The organism is Paenibacillus sp. AR247 (assembly GCF_002968895.1).
Classification (GTDB): Bacteria; Bacillota; Bacilli; order Paenibacillales; family Paenibacillaceae; genus Paenibacillus_AQ; species Paenibacillus_AQ favisporus.
The window spans coordinates 995,798-1,013,119 of record NZ_PCZT01000009.1 but is presented as its reverse complement, the minus strand read 5'-3'; the positions used below and the strand labels follow the sequence as shown (position 1 = coordinate 1,013,119).

Genomic DNA, 17,322 nt, shown 5'->3' with positions numbered 1-17,322 from the left:
CTCGGCATCAAGCTGCGAATCGAACGGGAGCGCATTGACTATTCCATCCGGACGCTGACCATGGGCGTCTCCATCCTGAACCATTCCATCAAGAACGAAATCCAGAAAATCGATTATTTGGCAGAGAAAAGCCGGGTTCTGCTGGAATCGGGACAATCGGATAAGGCGGCGCATACGATCGCCCAGGTGCATGGCTTAACAGCCCATTTGCTGCACATGGTCAACCGGATCAAGGATAAAGCGGAGGACGTCGTCCTGCAGGAGGGGGAGCACGATATCCGGCAGCTGATCGACTCCGTCGTCGCGTCCGCCGGCTCGCTGATTGAGCGCCATCCGGCCACGATAACCGCAAGTTACGACGCAGAAGGGCGGCTATACTGCGATTCGGTTCACGTCGCGGAGACGCTGTCCAACCTGATCCGCAACGCGCTTGACGCGCTGCCTGCCTCCGGCGGAGGCATTGAGCTCCATACGGCTTCGACCAGACGGGAGTTCCGGATTACCGTACAGGATAACGGCGCAGGCATTCCTCCCGAACATCTGGCCAAAATATTCGAGCCGTTCTTTACGACAAAGAAGCATGCTCTGAACTATGGGCTGGGTCTGTCCTATTGCACCAGCGTCATGTCCAAACATGGCGGGAGGTTATCCGTTGCCGCAAGCGAACCCGGGAAGGGAACGACGATCGTTCTGCATTTTCCTTACGCCAGGTTCAAGCCATTGTCGCCTGCATTCAAACGGCAAGCAGATTCCCGGACGCTTGACCAGGTTAGTCCATTTTAAAATGGGTCAGTTTGTTTTTGATGCTGCGCAGCTGCGACTTGATCGTATTCGTCGATTTGTGCAGCTTCTCGGAAATTTCCCGCTTGCTTAATCCGTTCTTCCTCAGATCAAACACTTCTCTCTCCATGGGCGTGAGTTCCATGAGCTGAACCTCGCTCCGCATGATCCGGGCGGCATCGGAATGAATCGCTGCCCGGCCATGATGCGCTTCCCTAATCGCATGAACGATATCCTGATAACTCGACTTATTGATATAATTCAGCGCGCCAAGCCGAAAAGATTTCATGACGACTTCCGCTTCCGTAATGGAGGTGAGCATGATGATCTTCACCGGTTCGTTCCCGGGCAGGCGCAAAATAAGCTCGGCCGCTTCCAGCCCGTCCAGGTTGTTGCCGGTCAGATTGATGTCCATCAGAACGATGTCGATCCTTGATTTTGCAGCGGTCTCGATGGCATCTTCTTTGGTTGCGCAGGCGGCAATCATCTCAATATCAGGCTCATCGGACAAATCGCTGCTGATGTGATCCCTCCAAAAAGGGTCGTCTTCGACCAGCATCACTCGAATCTGCTCCATTTCAAACCCCCTTACAGAAGATTACAATTGCATCCAGTATAGCAGATCATATATGAACGCAGGAGGATGAATTCTTCTCACCCCCAGGTGAAGAAAGTTCATCCTGTTCGTCATGCGCTCCGTCCGTCTATAATCCGAAATGCAGCGGGTCGAAGAACCCGTGCAGAAGCTGGCAGAAGGAAGTGGGGAACGGATGGTTTGAAAAAGGATATATGCTTGATGAAGGATTCCAGGCGCTATGCTGCATGCCTGGTACGGTTCGGAAGAGGTGAAATTGTGTGTCGGTAAGCGAGAGTATCAACCGGATGTCGGAACTGATTTTGGACAAATTTCCGGGAGCGGGGATCCACCGGTATCAGGAGCCTGCCGCAGCATCGCCGGGCGATTTTACTGTTCTGTTCAAACAGGAAACGAGGAAAGCGGTGAACCGGGATCACACGTTGGTCGACCGGGAGTATGTGATCCAGGGGATTGGCCGTGATGCGGAGCAGGCGGTACAGGCAATGGAAGCCTTAAGCCGGTTTTTGATGAATGAATATCCGGCTGCTCCCCCGGAAGCTGGGCCATCCCAGTTTAGAATCGACACGATGACGCTGACCGCGCCCGAAAAGCTGGATAACGGGGTGTTTCGATGCCCTGGAACGATACAAATCCAGTCACGGGAATCTGTGGCCGGCCCGATGTTTGAGAAAGTAAGACGTATCGAGGTACGCACAAACAATTTATAGGAAGGTGGCATGTAGAAAATGGGTGGAGCATGGGATCCGATCAGTTTACCGGTAAGGCCGGGGCTGTACATTAACTTTGTGGAGGCGGCTGCCGCGCAAATCAAAGGCGGGGCTCGCGGAACGGTCGCCCTTCCGCTGTTCCAATATGCAGGAGCCGAAGCGGGTAAATTTTACACGATTGAGAAAGAGGCTGAAGCCATTCAGCTGTTCGGTGCGGAAGCGGTGGGCCCAATCCGGCTGATTTTGCAGGGCGGTGCCAAAGAAGTATTGGTATATACGGTGCCTCCGGTAGAGGGGAACGTCACGCCGGCTGTATACACATCCATTCGGGACGTCTTCGGATCACGGCCGTTTAACGTGTTTGTGTATCCGGATGAAGTTCCTGCCGAAGAGCGCAAAGCAGCCCAGCTGTGGTGCAAGGATAACCGGGAAGACGAAGGAAAGCATTTTATGACCGTGTTCGGAGGGTCACTCGAAGATGATCTGGATCCGGCAGTGGGGAACAAGCGCAGTACGGACCTCGCCGACGAATACGCGGTGAACTTGATTACAGGCGTTGAGATTGGCGGAACGGCGTACAGCTCGGCCCGCTATGCCCCATACATTGCCGGACTGATCGCCGGAACAGGCATCAACAAATCGATAACATATACGCCGGTCATAGCGACGGATGTCGTCAAACGCCTTAAAAACAGCGAAATCAATGCATCGCTGCAGAAGGGATCGCTGGTTCTTGTCCATGACGGGGAGAAAGTGAAAGTTGAACAGGGGCTCGTGACAGGCAAGAAAAAAATCAGGGCCATGCGCGCACGCCAGGCGATCTCGACCGATATTCCAAAAGCAGCGGCCGAGGCTTATATTGGCAGGCTCGATAACAATGCGGACGGTCAGGCTGCACTGATCTCTGCCGTGAAAGCCTATCTGGAGCGTCTGGAACTGAACAATGTGCTGACCGATATTGTCGTCACCCTGGATCCGGACCGCCATTCCGAAGGAGACAGCGTTTTTCTTCTGATCGGATTTACGGAAATTGATAGTATGGAGCGGATTTTCTTAACGATTAAGGTGTAGACATCGATAAATGCTTAAATTGACCTGGGAGGGATTATTGTGCTGGATTCGACCCGCGTGATTAACGGGACTTACGGATATGTGTACCATGATGGAACCTGGCTGACCAACATCAAATCAGCCGAGGCAAACGTCGAAATTACGAAAGAAGAGATTAAAAGGGCAGGAACCCGCTGGACGGCGCACAAGGTGACCGGACTTAGCGGAACAGGCACCATTTCCGGTTACAAGGTGACTTCCGAGTTCGTCGAACGGATCGGCAGGATCGCCGATGACAGCCAAGGCACGTTCAGGATCGCCGATGACAGCCAAGGCACGTTCATTACCGAGCTGATCCTTAAGCTGGAGGATCCCGAATCGTATGGAGCATACCGAGTTCGGCTCAAAGGCGTAACATTCGATAAAATTCCGCTGATGCATTTTGAAGTCGGAGCCATTGTGGAGGAGGAGCTTCCCTTTAATTTCACAGGCTATGAGCTTCTTGACAAAATAACGGCTGAGTAAAACCTGCTCGGAATGCGGTGGAGACACGAAGCCGGAAGGGACCTGGCGAAGAAGGCGGGCCATCTACACGCCGCAGGGCTCTCGGCTTCACCCGCTGCGGAAACATATACAACGATATATAAAGGAGATGTATGAACCGTGACGATAACGGATAACCGACAAATCAGCGTGCTGCAGGCGCTGCTCAGCGCGGACAGCAAGCCTAAGCGTGACATCCCGATGAAAAGGCTTGGGGTGGACTTCCAAATCCAGGCGCTGGACGGGAAAACGATTCATAAAATCCAGGAACAGTGCACGCATTATACCGGCAAAGGAGCAAAACGGGAAAAAGTACTCGACGAGGAACAGTTCGGCGCCCTTGTGATTCAACGGGCCTGTCTGATTCCGGACTGGAGCGCCAGAGAGCTTATCGACAAATACGGGTCGCCAACGGAAGCGATTTTGGGAGTACTGCTGGCCGGCGAGATTGCAAAGCTGTCCTCCGAAATTCTGGAGATCAGCGGTTTTGACAGTGATGAAGATGAATAAAAAACTGATTAAGGCGGGCGGCGAGGCTTTTCTGCTGCATCTGATCTTTCAGCGGCATCATCTTCCGCCTGACGAGGTATTTAACAAGGACGAAGGGACGAAGCGGTTTATGTATGCTTCCATGATGCTGCAGCTCGAGGAAGAGGAGAAGATACGGCGGGAAGAAGCAAGGGCTGCCCGCAGGAAAACACCGTAGGACCTTTGACCGGTATATACGGTAAGCGGGGAGGTGGGGACGATTGGCTTCGTCTTCGAACAACAGCGGAGGCGGCGTTCAGATTTCGGGTAAAAGCATGAACAGCCTCAAGCAATATAACAAAATGATGAAACAGCTGCAGACGACGACGATCAGCCTGGAGCAGTTTAACGGAATCGCCCAAATGAGCGAGGAAATGTGGAAGGCAGGCGACTTGAGCGCTCAGGTCACGAGGCAGCTGTTTGCCGTCAAAATGGCAGCTGGCGACGCGGTCACGACGGTGACGAAAGGGGTCTCCGGAGCGGCATCGACGATCTACAGCGGAATTTCCGGGGCATTCTCGAAAATTGGCCAGGGAGTGTCCAAGGGAATCTCGGTTGGTGCCAGGACGGCAGCCAAACCGTTTGCTGCGGTCTGGAGCAAAGTAAAAGCCATGAAAGCAGCAGCCGATCAGAAGGAAGCGGATGAAGATGCCGCCGCGGAAAGGGCGAATTATTTGTACGGCACGCCGATTCCGAAGAAGAAAGGGATCAAGCGGCTGCAGAAGATCGTCGGATCAAGCCCGATCCAGGATTCAGAGAAGCAGATGAAGATGCTCTCTACGGTCACGGGTACAGCCAGCAGCATGCTCGGTGCTCTAAAAGACAAATCTTTCGAAGCGGCTAAGGTGTTCAGTACCGCCATGGGCACGCTGCGCGCTTCCTCAGGTGCGGGGCCCGGTCAAATCCAGGGACTGACGGAATCGCTGAAGAAAGTAGGTGGTCAGGTGCCGCAGAACCTGAACGAGGTCGCAAAAGTGATGGGAACCCTCAGCGGAAAGGCGAAAATGTCGGGCTCTCAGCTGGAGGCCATGTCCAAAGCGGTGCTTGACGCCTCCAGGTTAGCCGGAGCGGGCAGTGGGGAAGCGGCGGAATCGGCCGCGAAAGTGATGGATGTTTGGGGCAAGAAGGCGAATGAAGGAACCTTTATGATGGACCAGTTCTACGCAGCCAGCCGGGCAAGTGGTGTAGGGATGGGAGATTTGTTGAAAAACATGACCCAGATCGGTGCACCGCTCAAGACGATGGGCCTCGGATTTGGCCAGTCGATGGCTCTTCTCACCCAGTGGCAGGCCCAAGGGCTCACGCCCATACAGGACGCTTTGAAGAAAGATCTCCCCAGCGGCGGGATCGCGAAGATCGCGAGCGACATCAAGGATGCCGCGACGGCGGCGGATGCGGCTAGCATCGCCACCAAATATTTCGGCGAAAAGGCCGGTTCTGATTTGGTAACAGCCCTCCGGGGCGGGCAAGTAGAGTTTGCAGGCGTTATTGCCGCAATGAATTCGGCCAATGGAGCCATCCAACAGCAATCCGGTCAGGTGAAAACGTTCGGAGATCAATGGGATCAGCTTCAGAACCGGATTACGATTGCCCTGGCCCCGCTTGGGGAGGCACTTCTTCCATTTGGTGAAGCGATGGCTTCCGTGATCGAAGTACTTGCCAGAGATTCGGACATCGTGCTGGCCACCATCGGTTCGATGGCAGCTCTGCTTCTCGGCGTGTTCGCCCCTGCGTTGTGGGCCTCGGCAGTGGCCGGGTGGGCATTAGTCGCGCCGTTCCTGCCGATCATCGCTACGGTTTTGCTCGTCGGCGCTGCCGTCGCGGGGCTAGCGTATCTGTTCAAATACCATATGGATGCGATTATGGAGTCCGTCACAAAAGTAGCCAATGCCATCGGGTCGTTTTTTGGTTTTGGAGATGAGGAGAAAAAAGTCTCCATCGATGTAAACCGGAAAAGTGCGGGTCAGATCACCGCAAACGGCGGACCTATTCCTGGACATTATCATGGTATGGATTATGTGCCATATGACGGGATGATCGCTAGGCTTCATAAAGGGGAACGAATTATGACGGCCAGCGAAAACCGCGAATTCACCGGCGGATCTGCCGTAAGCGGGCCGATATCTATCACAGGCAACACTTTTCATGTTCGCCAAGAGTCGGACATCGATGCGATTGCACGGGCACTTGCCAGGGAAATCAAAGCAGCAGGAGGTTTGATGGCCTAATGGCATCATTGGAATTTTGGCTGAAAACGATGGATGAGACGGAATGGCTGCAGCTGCCTGTAAATCCTGAGCAAATATCGGTCAAAACCTCGCATGGTTATGAGGATGTCCAGGTCACGCAGCTGGGGGAATATACGGTCATCGGTGAGGCGCTGCTTAAAGAATATTCGCTAGCCTCCTTCTTTCCACGCGATTACCACCCTGGGTTCTGCGAGTACGAAGATATCCACGATCCCTGGGAAACGGTGGAGATGATCGAGAAATGGATCAAAAGCCGGCGCCCTGTACGGCTGGATATAACGGGGACGAAAATCAAAGGGCTGGTTACCATTCGTTCATTCCAATACACGGAACGAGCAGGTAATCCAGGGGACGTCTTTTACGAGCTGGAGTTAAAAGAGTATGCCGAAGTCCGGTTCCGTCAGGTTGAAACCACCGGTTCGGGTCAAGCAACGATCATTTCAGGAGAACAGCGTCCAGATGCCAGAGTCAGACCCGCAGCGTACGTTGTTGTTCCCGGCGATACCCTGTGGAAAATATCCCAAAGAACGCTGGGAAACGGGGATCGGTGGAGAGAGATTTATGCGGCAAATGAAACGGTAATAGGAAAAAATCCAAACCGGATTGTCCCAGGCCAGAAGCTGGTGATTCCATCATGAGCTGGAGCGTGGAGTACCAAGATGACCAACAGAACGTGCATTTGGACCCGATCGTCAAATCGGTCAGCTGGTCCGGCGATATTAAGCAGGCTGCCCGCAAGCTGGTTGTGGAGTTGTCCAACACCGGTGATCAGCGGGAGATATACATGACCTACAAGAAGGGCGGCGAGCTTCGCCTGATCTGGGATGAGAAGCTGGAATTGTTCCGGGGTGTGCTGTTTGCGGATCAGCTCAATTCTAAAGGACAGATGACGCTGACAGCGTATGATGAGAACATTTACCTGACCAAAAGCAAGGACACCAAAATATTTCGGAACATGACCGCTTCCTCTGTGATCAAGAAACTGTGCGGCGAATTTTCAATTTCAATCGGTGAAATCCAGGATACCGGTTATGTAATCCCTAAGCTCGTGTTCCGCGACAAAACTTTGTTTGAGATGATGGTCATGTCGCTAACCGAGTCCCAGAAACAAAACGGGGAGTGGTATCATCTGACATCACGGGAGGGCAAACTCCAGCTGCTTGCCCGTAAAGAGCAGCCGGTCAAATGGGTGCTGGAAAACGGGGTAAATGTGCTGGACGCGAGTTATTCCCAATCCATCGAAGAGACTAAGACCCAAATTAAAGTGGTTGGAGGGGATGCAGCCAAAAAAGAAATATCGGCTGCAGCCAAGGATGGGGAACTAATACGGAGGTTCGGTGTCATGCAGCACTTGGAAAAGCCCGAACAAAGCATGACCAAATCCCAAATGGAGCAGCGGGCGAAGCAGCTCCTTGCCGATTTGGGCACCATTGAGGACCAGGCCCGGATCGATTGTCTGGGTATCCCTGAGGTAATTTCGGGTTCCTGCGTATACGTAAAGGAAACCGTCACCGGCATCCTGGGAGGTTATTACGTGTCTGCGGACGATCATCGGTTCGAACGGGGCAACCATACGATGTCACTCACGTTGTCGGCGACTGACGACATCCCCAAGATGGAATACAAGGAAGCGAAGGGAGGCTAAACGATGGAACGAATCGAAGGATCGGGAGCCAGCCAGCTTGTGCAGCTGATTCGTGCGATCGGATACAATTCCGATATGTCCATTGAACTTGCGACCGTGACGGCTGCGCCTCCCGAGCTCAAAATCAAAGTCGACCACATGAATGTCGAGCTGGAAAAAGATGATCTCATCGTGGCCCAGTCCCTAACCAAGTATAAGCGAAAAGTGAATCTGAAGAGTGAAGGCAAGACGAAAGTTTCTGCAACGAACCTGAATCCGGAGGTACCTCCTTTCAACTTCGATCCTGGCGCTGTGTTTGTGGGCCAAGGCAAAATATCGTTTACCGGAATAAATGTGTCTTCTGCCGATTTCTCCACCGAGGAAGCCGAGCTGGAATTTATCGACGAACTGGAGGAAGGCGACCGCGTGGTCGTGGCAGGGATACAGCAAGGACAAATTTATATTATTTTAGACCGGGCGGTGATGTACTGATGGCACTATCACCATTGCGCAACCGCGAGGAGCGATTTGTTGAAGTGAAGCATCTCTCTGCACCGTCGCGGACTTATAGCCTTAATTTTGATACAGGAGAGGTCGGCGGGCGGATCATCGACGGGCAGGAGGCGCTTCGACAATGGATCCGGAAGGCCATTCTCACGGCAAGGTACCGATATCTTATTTACGACAGTCAGTACGGCTGCGAGCTTGAAAGTTTGCTGGGCCAGGATATTTCCCATCAGCTGCTGAAGAGCGAAATTACGAGAGTAATTACCGAGGCGATTTTAGCGGATGACCGTGTCACAACGGTGGAGCAGTTTGCCATCGTGCGTGACGGTGACCGATTGTTTGTGACATTTACCGTACGGACCAGCGAAGGGATCTTAGAACAGGAGGTGACGATCTGATATGTATGAACAGCAGACGAAAGGGGCCATCTTGCAGCGGATGCTGGATGCTTCGCCTGCCGATCTCGACAAACGCCAAGGTTCGGTTACGTATGACCTGCTGTCGCCAGCGGCCATCGAGCTGGCGCATGCCTATATTGAACTCGACAATGTGCTGAAGTTTGGCTTTGCCGGCCCGCAGCAGCCCTCCGAGTTTCTGGATCTCCGGGCCGCCGAATTTGGCCTGGCTCGCCGGCCGAGCGTGAAGGCGGAAGGCGAGCTTCGCTTTAAGGGTGACGACCATATCGTGATTCCACGGGGAACCGCCGTCTCGACGGAAGACGAGGATCCGGTAGTGTTCGTCACGGTCGATGAGGCGACCATCAAGCAGGGGAGCGCTGTCGTGAAAGCGGCCGCGGCCGTGGGAGGCAGGAGTGGGAATGTGGCTGCAGGCCGAATTACGTTAGTACGTGGCAATTTATCCGGCGTCCTGACGGTGACCAATCTACTGCCTTTCGTCAATGGAGCTGACACGGAGTCGGACGAATCGCTTCTTGGACGGTATTTCGACCGGGTCAGAAGGCCGGCGACGAGCGGCAATGCGTGGCATTATCGGGAATGGGCTCTCGAAGTTCCAGGCGTGGGCGACGTCAAAGTATTCCCGGTATGGAACGGGGGCGGGACAGTCAAACTGTCCGTTTTGTCCGACGACAAACGGGCCCCAGTCCCCACCATTATCGAGCGTGTGCGTGCGGCCGTGGAAGAACGGCGTCCGGTTGGAGCTCAGGTCACGGTGTCCCCTGCGGTGGAGGTAAAGATTGATGTGTCGGCGGCGATCAAGCTGATGCCGGGTGCGGTGCTTGAAGACGTAAGAACCAAATTTCAGCGGCAGCTGGCGGCATTTCTGGCGGGTCTTGCTTTTCACCAAACGCTGGTTCCATATAACCGGGTGTTTGGTTTGCTGCTGGACGTTGAAGAAGTATTGGATTTCAGCCAGCTAACAATCAACGGAACTTCCGGGAATCTGGAGCTCGCCGAGGAGCAGGTTGCTGTGGCAGGGACGGTGAATTTCGTTGTTACGTAACATTTCATCGGATATGCTCGAGTATCTCCCCAAATATTATTCGGATTCCCGGATCGTCGGTAATCTGACGACGGCGTGAAGCGGATGAGTTGAACCGCCTGCATGAAGGCATTCAAGACGTCCTCAAACAGTTTTTTATCGATACGGCGACATGGGGGCTCGAAACATGGGAGAACATTTGCGGCATTCCTCAAACGCCGGGCAAACCCGACGACCAACGGCGCTCCGTGATCAAGACGAAGCTGCGCGGTGCCGGAACGGTCACGCTGGCTGTGATTCGCAGCGTCGTCGACTCGTTTGAAAACGGAGAAGTCGACATTCAGGAAAACTTCTATTGGCAAGCGCGGTGTGCCGCCGAATTTGAATGACGTCCAGAAGGCGCTGCGGGAGATCGTCCCGGCACATCTGCAGCTGAACTTCCAGTTCACCTACTTGAGGTGGGAGGAATTGGATGCCGCGGATTTATCCTGGGAGGAGCTTGAAGCGCTTGGAATGACATGGGACGAACTGGAGGTCTGGAAGCCGGATCATTCAGGACTGAAGCTGTAAATGTAGGGGGAGTAGACATGGCAAAACTGCCAAGCGGACTGCGAACGTTCGAGCCTTCGGATACGGTCAGGAGGATCGCGCAAAATGAAAATATTGAAGCGACCGATGCGCTGTTTCACGGAACAGGCGGGCACCGGCATACGGGAAAAGCAGGGGATGCGCCGCGCATCGGCAGCGAAGGCATCGCCGATGGCGCTGTTACAGGTGATAAGATCGCATCCACAGCTGTCACTGGAGACAAAGTGGCACGCTACACATTGTGCCGCAGGCATCTGAAGTCCGGCCGGATCAGCGGGAATGCTGCCAAATACAAGCCGGTTACGGTTACTGCAGGACAGCTCAGCGGGCTGCCGACGGTACCGTATTTCCAATCAGGCGAACATTTTTGGGCTTTATATTCAGCCTATAACAAGTTTCCTCAATCCATGACAGTGATGCTGGGCGACGAATATTCGGATATCGAAGGCGTTTCTTTTGAAAAGGGTTGGAACGCGGATCCCGTCAGCTTCTATATCGAAACCAGCAGCGACAACACCAATTGGAGAAAGGTTTACACCTATTCGCGCAGCGTAACGGACGAATTCCCAAGGTATCATCCCTTTGATCAAGCGGCAGCCGGTTCTTACGTCCGGTTAACGGTGACCGCTCCAGACAGCTCGGGCAATACGATCATCGCCGGTTTCGGTGTGCTCAGCAGGGCTTGTCCGGAGAGCAGTCCCGATTTTAAGGTCGAAAACGGTATATTGAAATTTCATGACGGATCGGGGTGGAAGGGCGTGGGAATAAAAAGCGTACAGCGCGGAACGACGAATATTTCTTTTTTCTATCCGAATGGAAACGGCTCATTGGTTAAAGAAGTGACTATCACGGCAGTTAATCCGCAAAAAAGCTTTGTTAACATCACCACATCCGGCTTGTCGCATTGGTTTCAAACCTCGCCGATGATGGACGGCTCGGTATGTGCAACCCTTGTGGGAAACAACAAGGTCAAATTTAATTTCATGGACGGATTTTACGAGGCATATGCGGAAATTTCCTGGGAGGTGATCGAATTTGCCTAATTATTACGCGGAATTGGATGGGGAAGGCAAGGTGTTTGCGGTCAGCGAATTGGCCGGCGTTGTGGATTCTCCGCTTATGATCCCGATTACCTTCGAGCAATATCAAGATCGGCGTCTCCTGTTTACCCGCTTCGTTGAAGGTAAGTTCCAAGGAACCTTTGCGCGGATCGAAGCGGATAAATCCGCCATTGCGGCTACAGGCGAGGATACCCTGACTGCCCGGATCATTGTGAATGATTGGGAGGGCAACGTACTGGACAATTACAATGAAGTGATCCAGGTGGAGCTGAACGGAGTGCGGCAGCCTGTGAAAGCGGAAAAAGGTGTGGTTAACATTACCGTTACCAGTGAAGAGCCCGGCGCGTTCGTCTTGAAAACACACGGATTGGACCGAAATGTAGAGCTGAAGGTGGTGGTTACCGATGCCGGCTAAGAAGGCAGTGTCTTCAAAGACCCATTTTCACATCCCAAAGGACCCGCTTCGGGTCAAGTCGGAAGAGATTCAAGTCCGCCATGAAGGGAGAAGCAAGCGTAGTCTGAAGAAATTGGAAGTCACCAATGACATGCTATACGAATTGCTTTCGGATATCTTGGAGAAGCAGTCTATACTGGAACAACGGATGGAGCAGTATGCAAGGGGAAAGCCGTTGAACTGATTCTGACCTCTATCTTTCCGCACAGAGCGGCGGATAGAGGTCTTCGTTATGTAGTGAAGGCCTTCCGGTTAATGCATTCCATATTTCGATGATGATCAAAGGGTTACCGGTTTATCATGGAGTCAGGTTGATAAAATAGTCAAAGAAGAAAGGATGGGTGAATGGTGGATATTGAGAAGCACATCCGCAAAGCAATCGATTTCAAAAAGCTTCATACGCAGACCTTCCTTTTGCCCAACGCTTGGGATGCGGCAAGCGCCAAGGTCTTCGAGCAGTGCGGATTCAAAGCCGTAGGCACGACCAGCGCAGGCATTGCCGCCGCCCATGGTTACACGGACCGGAGCATGCCGTTTGACACGATGTTAGCCGCGGTCCGGGAGATCGTTCAGGCCGTGAGCATCCCGGTTACCGTAGATATGGAAGACGGGTATGGATCGACGCCGGAAGAAGTCGCGAATTCGGTTAGACAAGTGATCGAATCAGGCGCAGTAGGGATCAACCTGGAAGACAGCAGGATGAATCCCCGAGACGGGCTGTGTGATATCTCTGACCAGCAGAAGAAAATAGCCGCCACCCGGCAGTCCATAAACCGGTTGGACATCCCGGTGTTTATTAATGCCCGGACGGATCCTTATTGGATTCGAAAGGGAACGCCGGCGGACATGCTGGAGGAAACGCTTAAACGAACTAAGGCTTACAGAGAAGCAGGGGCCGACGGCGTCTTTGTGCCAGGCGTTACAGATATTGCTGCGATCCGCATCCTCCGGAAAGAAATCGGTGGTCCGGTCAACCTATTGGCCGGTGCCGGCATGCCGTCCCTTCATGAGCTGCAGTCGCTGGGGATTGAACGGATCAGCACCGGCTCCGGCCCTTTCCGCGCCGTGATATCGATGCTCCACCGGATCGGAAGCGACATGCTGGAACACGGCTCGTTTGAGCGAATGACATCGAATGTCCTCACGTATGATGATTTATTGCAGCTCTAACGATGACGCGCATGTTCCTTAAAATACTCCGCTGCAAACTGCTGAAGATATTGAACGCTATAGCGGATTTCACCGGGTTCCAGATGACCGTAGCCAAGCAGGAGCTTGTCGGTGTGCCTACCTTTCCGGATGCAGTGATGCTCCACGGGGACCGTGAGTATCCCGCTCCGGCGTGCATGATCCCGAAACGAATCATCGAATGCCATGCCGGCAAACTCAACGGCCAAATGCAGCCCTGCCGCATCGCCCCATGGACGCCATTGCTCTCCAAAACAGTCCGCCAGCGCATCGAGGAGAGCCTGGCGCCGTTCTCTGTACAGCTTCTTCATCCTTGCGATATGCCGGTCGAATTTGCGGGTACGCAAAAACTCGGCCAGCGCCGCTTGTTCAAATGGCGGATTTTGCACGTCAGTATAGGTGCGCAGCCTTCTCCAGCGGCTTTGCAGCTCGCGGGGAACAAGAACATACCCGATCCGGTATCTGTATTCGCTGTCATAGTCGTCCTCAATGACGTAGCTGCCGCAGCGGCGCGCAAAGCGGATCAGCTCGGCTCGCCTTGCTGCAGGCAAAATACCCCCAAGAGGAAATTGATGCGACGGTGTAACGTATATCGGCCCGTGGTGATCCAGGGATAAGGCATTGGTTTGAATCCCATGGGCATCGACGGGAACCGGCGTCACCGTGTATCCTTTTTGAATAAAAGTCTGGATCATCTCGATATTACAGGGATCCTCGGCCAACATTTCCGGATGGTCCGTATGGAGCAGGTCGGCAACCAAGTGAAGCGCCTGCGTGGCGCCAGCGGTAATATAAATATCACCGGCGTCAACGGTCAGTCCTTTGCTGCGCAAAAGCCAGGCGGCAATCTCTTCGCGCAGCTGTACCAGGCCTTGAGGGCCGCCATACCCCAGAAGCTCCACCGGCATTTCGCCCAAGGCTTTCTGGAATACCCGCTGCCAAGCATAACGCGGAAATTGGCGCAGATCGGGCTGGCCTGTTTTGAAGTCCGCCCGTAAGGAAGGAACAGGGATCGTTTCTTGATGCTGCTGGAATGCGCTCTGCTTCGCTTGATCCAGAATTAAGCCTCCAACAACCCGGGTAGGCGCCCCCTGCCTGCTTTCTGCGTACCCTTCGGCGATCAGCATGTCATACGCTTCATTCACGGTATTCCGTGACACGGCCAGCGTCTGGGCCAATTCACGGGTCGAAGGGAGGGGCGAGCCCTCCTTCAGAATCCCGTTTATCATTTGATCCCTCAACCTCTGATAAATCTGACGTTTCAATGAAATGTCCAAGCTCCGGTCCAACTCGATTCCCCACATGGCATCCTCCAACTGGTTGGTATCATTTCGGGATGAACTGGTCCTTTTACGTACCAGTTTGTTCCACTATGATTGTAACAGCCTTTTGGAAACGAAACTACTGAACCGGGGATGATGCTGAAAATGGAACGAATCAAAGGATATGTGTATCTGCTATGTGCATTTGGGCTTGCCGGCACCTCTGTCGTGGCGGCTTCGTTTGTAAACGGTAAGCTTGGAACGTTTACGATTACTTCCATGGGTCTTTTGTTCTCGCTGGTTTGCCTGCTGCCGTTCTGTATGGGGCAGCTGCTGAGAACGATCCGGGTCCTGTCTGCCAGGCAGTGGCTGCTGCTGTTCTGCCAGGCGATGTTCGGTATCCTGCTGTTCCGCATGTTTTTGCTTTATGGTCTCACCCGTACAAGCTCAGTGGAAGCCGGTATATTAACCGGCGCCACCCCCGCGATTACTGTGTTGTTGGCCGTACTGATCCTGCGCGAAAAGATGAAAGCCGCCCATTTTTTAGGCGTCGCCGGCACGGTTTGCGGCATATTGCTGATCCAGGGCGTGTTTATGCCGGAAAGCCGTTTCAGCAATGAACATATGGTTGGAAACATGCTGGTTCTGGGTGCCGCAGGCTGCGAGTCGTTGTTCAACGTTCTGTCCCGCGCAGCGGCAGTCCAAAGCAGCGGGAAACACGAAGCTATACATCCTGTCGTGCAGACGACGCTCGTCTCCGCGATGGCATGGCTGATCAGCCTGGTCCCCTGTTTGGCGGAGCAGCCTTTAGCGGCTCTCTCCGAAGTGGGATGGCAAGGGTGGCTGGCTCTTGTCTGGTATGGTCCTGTGGTGACCGCCCTGGCGTTTATTTGCTGGTATGCCGGCATCCGGCGCTGCAGAGCTTCGACCGCGGCCGCCTTTTCGGGCATGATGCCGTTCACTTCCCTGACACTATCCGTGTGGCTGCTGCACGAACAGGCCGGATGGCCGCAGTGGGCAGGGGGCTTGCTTGTCATTGCCGGCATGGTTCTGATCGGCATGGATTGGGAATCCAAGCTTGTAAGGCAGACCCAAATGCCTGCAGGTTTACCTAAAAAAAGCGGGACATAAATTCATCAATGGCCGTCGTGTCTTCATAACTGCCGATAATGACGAACAGCAGGAATGGAACGGCGATGACCGCGATCAGCAAGCCTTTGCCGAAATAGAGGAGAAATCTGGTCAGCATATTCATTCTCGATCACTCCTTCGAATTTTTGATGTGCAGGGATGAAAAAAGACCCTGATCAGAATCGCTTCTGATAAGAGTCGGAGCCGCTGCGGCCCGTAGATCCGCAAGGTTCTGGTTCATTCTTCTGGTTCAGTATATGACTGAAAATAGGGAGTAAGAACAGCAGTCCCGCCGCCAGAATCCTGCACGTGGCATATGAAAAGATGATTGACAGTTTAAAAACCGGATGATATGTTTACCGGCAAAACCGAAGAAATCAGGAGGCTGAAGCATTCATGTCCTTTGATCCTCTATATCATCCGTATCCTTCCTACCGGCTGCCGGTTTACGCGAGTAAAGGCATGGTGGCCACTTCGCAGGCGCTCGCCTCAGCGGCGGGCTTGGACATTCTAAAGCGCGGGGGCAACGCCGTCGATGCGGCGATCGCTACGGCTGCGGCGCTGACGGTAGTGGAGCCGTGCTCGAACGGAATCGGCGGTGACGCCTTTGCCCTCGTTTGGATGAAAGGCCAGCTGCACGGGCTGAACAGCAGCGGCCCGGCGCCGGCCTCGATCTCGATCGAGGCGGTGAAAGCGCTGGGGCATCACGAGATGCCGCGCTACGGCGCGATTCCGGTGACCGTGCCGGGCACGCCGGCCGCCTGGGCGGAGCTATCGCGCAAGTTCGGCCGGCTGTCGCTGGCCGAGTCGCTGGAGCCGGCCATCCGCTACGCGGAGGATGGCTACCCGGTATCGCCAACGGCCGCAGCCAACTGGCACGCCGCCTTCCGGCGCTACAGCACGCTCGAAGGCGAAGAATTTGCGCCGTGGCTGAGCGTGTTTGCGCCGGGGGGCAGGCCGCCTGCGGCCGGCGAGTTGTGGCGTTCGCCCGACCATGCGCGGACGCTCCGCCTGATCGGCTCGACGGAAGCGGAAGCGTTCTACCGCGGGGAGCTGGCCGAGCGGATCGCCGGATTTATATCCCAATCCGGCGGCTTTTTGAGCGAAGAAGATCTGGCTGCCTTCAAGCCGGAGTGGGTGAAGCCGATGTCGATACCGTACCGCGGCTACGACATTTGGGAAATCCCTCCGAACGGGCAAGGCTTGATTGCCTTGATTGCGCTCAATATTTTAAAGGGATTTCCGGCGGCGTCCCAGGAATCGGCCGAATCATATCACCGTCAGATCGAGGCGATGAAGCTGGCGTTTGCAGACGGTGCCCGTTACATAACGGATGCTGCGCATATGTCCGTCGATCCTCATGAATTATTGACGGAAGAGTACGGGGAGCTGCGAAGAGGGCTGATCGGCGGTGAAGCGATGGTTCCGGCGGCAGGTGAGCCGCGCGCAAGCGGAACGGTGTACTTGGCGGCGGCAGATGGAGAAGGCAACATGGTTTCTTTTATTCAGAGCAACTATACCGGCTTCGGATCAGGGATCGTCGTTCCCGGTACGGGGATCGCCCTGCAAAACCGCGGGCTGGAATTTTCGCTGGAGGAGGACCATGCCAACC

23 protein-coding genes are annotated in these 17,322 nt (G+C 54.1%); 20 read left to right on the top strand and 3 right to left on the bottom strand.

Going from position 1 to position 17,322, the window contains the following annotated elements; genetic code table 11:
* Nucleotides 1-783, top strand: a 783-nt coding sequence (locus CPT76_RS12780) for a sensor histidine kinase (protein WP_181152819.1), incomplete at its 5' end; no start/stop codon positions are given.
* On the opposite strand, the gene CPT76_RS12775 is transcribed toward CPT76_RS12780, so the two are convergent.
* On the bottom strand, nt 770-1,357 hold the full coding sequence (locus CPT76_RS12775) for a response regulator transcription factor (protein WP_105443195.1): 588 nt from the start codon (nt 1,355-1,357) through the stop codon (nt 770-772). The two genes, CPT76_RS12780 and CPT76_RS12775, sit on opposite strands and share 14 nt — an antisense overlap.
* Nucleotides 1,358-1,635: 278 nt before the next feature.
* On the opposite strand from CPT76_RS12775, the gene CPT76_RS12770 reads away from it, so the two are divergent.
* The 17 genes from CPT76_RS12770 to CPT76_RS12695 all read left to right on the top strand — a co-directional run bounded on the left by CPT76_RS12770 (nt 1,636) and on the right by CPT76_RS12695 (nt 13,299).
* Entirely contained in the window at nt 1,636-2,085 is a 450-nt protein-coding gene (locus CPT76_RS12770; protein WP_105443194.1) for a hypothetical protein, read from the top strand.
* 18 nt (nt 2,086-2,103) lie between these two features.
* A complete protein-coding gene (locus tag CPT76_RS12765) occupies nt 2,104-3,156 on the top strand; it encodes a phage tail sheath subtilisin-like domain-containing protein (protein WP_105443193.1) in 1,053 nt (350 codons plus the stop codon).
* A gap of 39 nt (nt 3,157-3,195) precedes the next feature.
* The gene (locus CPT76_RS12760) at nt 3,196-3,660 is read left to right on the top strand and encodes a phage tail tube protein (RefSeq protein ID WP_308737573.1); all 465 of its coding nucleotides are present in this window, start codon (nt 3,196-3,198) and stop codon (nt 3,658-3,660) included.
* Nucleotides 3,661-3,798: 138 nt separating this feature from the next.
* Complete coding sequence (locus CPT76_RS12755) at nt 3,799-4,188, top strand: phage tail assembly chaperone (protein WP_105443191.1); 390 nt, start codon at nt 3,799-3,801, stop codon at nt 4,186-4,188.
* Nucleotides 4,166-4,384 (top strand): hypothetical protein, encoded by a 219-nt coding sequence (locus CPT76_RS12750; protein WP_219845417.1) that lies wholly within the window; start codon nt 4,166-4,168, stop codon nt 4,382-4,384. The genes CPT76_RS12755 and CPT76_RS12750 overlap by 23 nt, the downstream gene beginning before the upstream one ends.
* Before the next feature lie 43 nt (nt 4,385-4,427).
* Entirely contained in the window at nt 4,428-6,434 is a 2,007-nt protein-coding gene (locus tag CPT76_RS12745; RefSeq protein ID WP_105443190.1) for a phage tail tape measure protein, read from the top strand.
* Nucleotides 6,434-7,093: a LysM peptidoglycan-binding domain-containing protein gene (locus CPT76_RS12740; RefSeq protein ID WP_105443189.1), complete on the top strand. Its 660-nt coding sequence runs from the start codon at nt 6,434-6,436 to the stop codon at nt 7,091-7,093. The genes CPT76_RS12745 and CPT76_RS12740 overlap by 1 nt, the downstream gene beginning before the upstream one ends.
* Nucleotides 7,090-8,100: an XkdQ/YqbQ family protein gene (locus CPT76_RS12735; protein WP_105443188.1), complete on the top strand. Its 1,011-nt coding sequence runs from the start codon at nt 7,090-7,092 to the stop codon at nt 8,098-8,100. Before CPT76_RS12740 ends, CPT76_RS12735 begins: the two co-directional genes overlap by 4 nt.
* Before the next feature lie 3 nt (nt 8,101-8,103).
* Nucleotides 8,104-8,571: a DUF2577 family protein gene (locus CPT76_RS12730; protein WP_105443187.1), complete on the top strand. Its 468-nt coding sequence runs from the start codon at nt 8,104-8,106 to the stop codon at nt 8,569-8,571.
* Nucleotides 8,571-8,984 (top strand): DUF2634 domain-containing protein, encoded by a 414-nt coding sequence (locus CPT76_RS12725; RefSeq protein ID WP_105443186.1) that lies wholly within the window; start codon nt 8,571-8,573, stop codon nt 8,982-8,984. Before CPT76_RS12730 ends, CPT76_RS12725 begins: the two co-directional genes overlap by 1 nt.
* A gap of 1 nt (nt 8,985) precedes the next feature.
* Nucleotides 8,986-10,047, top strand: coding sequence for a baseplate J/gp47 family protein (locus CPT76_RS12720; protein ID WP_105443185.1), 1,062 nt, complete (start codon nt 8,986-8,988; stop codon nt 10,045-10,047).
* An 89-nt stretch (nt 10,048-10,136) separates the two neighbouring features.
* A complete protein-coding gene (locus CPT76_RS38350; protein WP_219845416.1) occupies nt 10,137-10,415 on the top strand; it encodes a putative phage tail protein in 279 nt (92 codons plus the stop codon).
* The gene (locus CPT76_RS38345; RefSeq protein WP_219845415.1) at nt 10,408-10,596 is read left to right on the top strand and encodes a hypothetical protein; all 189 of its coding nucleotides are present in this window, start codon (nt 10,408-10,410) and stop codon (nt 10,594-10,596) included. The genes CPT76_RS38350 and CPT76_RS38345 overlap by 8 nt, the downstream gene beginning before the upstream one ends.
* A gap of 17 nt (nt 10,597-10,613) precedes the next feature.
* On the top strand, nt 10,614-11,657 hold the full coding sequence (locus CPT76_RS12710) for a discoidin domain-containing protein (RefSeq protein ID WP_181152818.1): 1,044 nt from the start codon (nt 10,614-10,616) through the stop codon (nt 11,655-11,657).
* Nucleotides 11,650-12,090 (top strand): hypothetical protein, encoded by a 441-nt coding sequence (locus CPT76_RS12705; protein ID WP_105443183.1) that lies wholly within the window; start codon nt 11,650-11,652, stop codon nt 12,088-12,090. Before CPT76_RS12710 ends, CPT76_RS12705 begins: the two co-directional genes overlap by 8 nt.
* Nucleotides 12,080-12,313: a hypothetical protein gene (locus tag CPT76_RS12700; RefSeq protein ID WP_105443182.1), complete on the top strand. Its 234-nt coding sequence runs from the start codon at nt 12,080-12,082 to the stop codon at nt 12,311-12,313. The genes CPT76_RS12705 and CPT76_RS12700 overlap by 11 nt, the downstream gene beginning before the upstream one ends.
* Before the next feature lie 161 nt (nt 12,314-12,474).
* Entirely contained in the window at nt 12,475-13,299 is an 825-nt protein-coding gene (locus tag CPT76_RS12695) for an isocitrate lyase/PEP mutase family protein (protein ID WP_105443181.1), read from the top strand.
* Here CPT76_RS12695 and CPT76_RS12690 read toward each other — a convergent pair.
* A complete protein-coding gene (locus CPT76_RS12690; RefSeq protein WP_105443180.1) occupies nt 13,296-14,621 on the bottom strand; it encodes an aminotransferase-like domain-containing protein in 1,326 nt (441 codons plus the stop codon). The genes CPT76_RS12695 and CPT76_RS12690 overlap by 4 nt on opposite strands.
* Before the next feature lie 123 nt (nt 14,622-14,744).
* On the opposite strand from CPT76_RS12690, the gene CPT76_RS12685 reads away from it, so the two are divergent.
* Complete coding sequence (locus CPT76_RS12685) at nt 14,745-15,710, top strand: DMT family transporter (RefSeq protein ID WP_105444061.1); 966 nt, start codon at nt 14,745-14,747, stop codon at nt 15,708-15,710.
* On the opposite strand, the gene CPT76_RS37325 is transcribed toward CPT76_RS12685, so the two are convergent.
* A complete protein-coding gene (locus tag CPT76_RS37325; protein WP_163873822.1) occupies nt 15,691-15,834 on the bottom strand; it encodes a hypothetical protein in 144 nt (47 codons plus the stop codon). The genes CPT76_RS12685 and CPT76_RS37325 overlap by 20 nt on opposite strands.
* Nucleotides 15,835-16,106: 272 nt before the next feature.
* On the opposite strand from CPT76_RS37325, the gene CPT76_RS12680 reads away from it, so the two are divergent.
* Nucleotides 16,107-17,322: gamma-glutamyltransferase family protein (locus CPT76_RS12680; RefSeq protein WP_105443179.1), on the top strand; the 1,216-nt coding region annotated here is incomplete at its 3' end.

Bases quoted from the DNA above. Each gene is read 5' to 3' on its own strand.
- CPT76_RS12775 (WP_105443195.1), bottom strand. From the start codon at position 1,357: ATGGAGCAGATTCGAGTGATGCTGGTCGAAGACGACCCTTTTTGGAGG.
- CPT76_RS12765 (WP_105443193.1), top strand. From the start codon at position 2,104: ATGGGTGGAGCATGGGATCCGATCAGTTTACCGGTAAGGCCGGGGCTG.
- CPT76_RS12740 (WP_105443189.1), top strand. From the start codon at position 6,434: ATGGCATCATTGGAATTTTGGCTGAAAACGATGGATGAGACGGAATGG.
- CPT76_RS12735 (WP_105443188.1), top strand. From the start codon at position 7,090: ATGAGCTGGAGCGTGGAGTACCAAGATGACCAACAGAACGTGCATTTG.
- CPT76_RS12730 (WP_105443187.1), top strand. From the start codon at position 8,104: ATGGAACGAATCGAAGGATCGGGAGCCAGCCAGCTTGTGCAGCTGATT.
- CPT76_RS12725 (WP_105443186.1), top strand. From the start codon at position 8,571: ATGGCACTATCACCATTGCGCAACCGCGAGGAGCGATTTGTTGAAGTG.
- CPT76_RS12720 (WP_105443185.1), top strand. From the start codon at position 8,986: ATGTATGAACAGCAGACGAAAGGGGCCATCTTGCAGCGGATGCTGGAT.
- CPT76_RS12710 (WP_181152818.1), top strand. From the start codon at position 10,614: ATGGCAAAACTGCCAAGCGGACTGCGAACGTTCGAGCCTTCGGATACG.
- CPT76_RS12700 (WP_105443182.1), top strand. From the start codon at position 12,080: ATGCCGGCTAAGAAGGCAGTGTCTTCAAAGACCCATTTTCACATCCCA.
- CPT76_RS12695 (WP_105443181.1), top strand. From the start codon at position 12,475: ATGGTGGATATTGAGAAGCACATCCGCAAAGCAATCGATTTCAAAAAG.
- CPT76_RS12690 (WP_105443180.1), bottom strand. From the start codon at position 14,621: ATGTGGGGAATCGAGTTGGACCGGAGCTTGGACATTTCATTGAAACGT.
- CPT76_RS12685 (WP_105444061.1), top strand. From the start codon at position 14,745: ATGGAACGAATCAAAGGATATGTGTATCTGCTATGTGCATTTGGGCTT.
- CPT76_RS37325 (WP_163873822.1), bottom strand. From the start codon at position 15,834: ATGAATATGCTGACCAGATTTCTCCTCTATTTCGGCAAAGGCTTGCTG.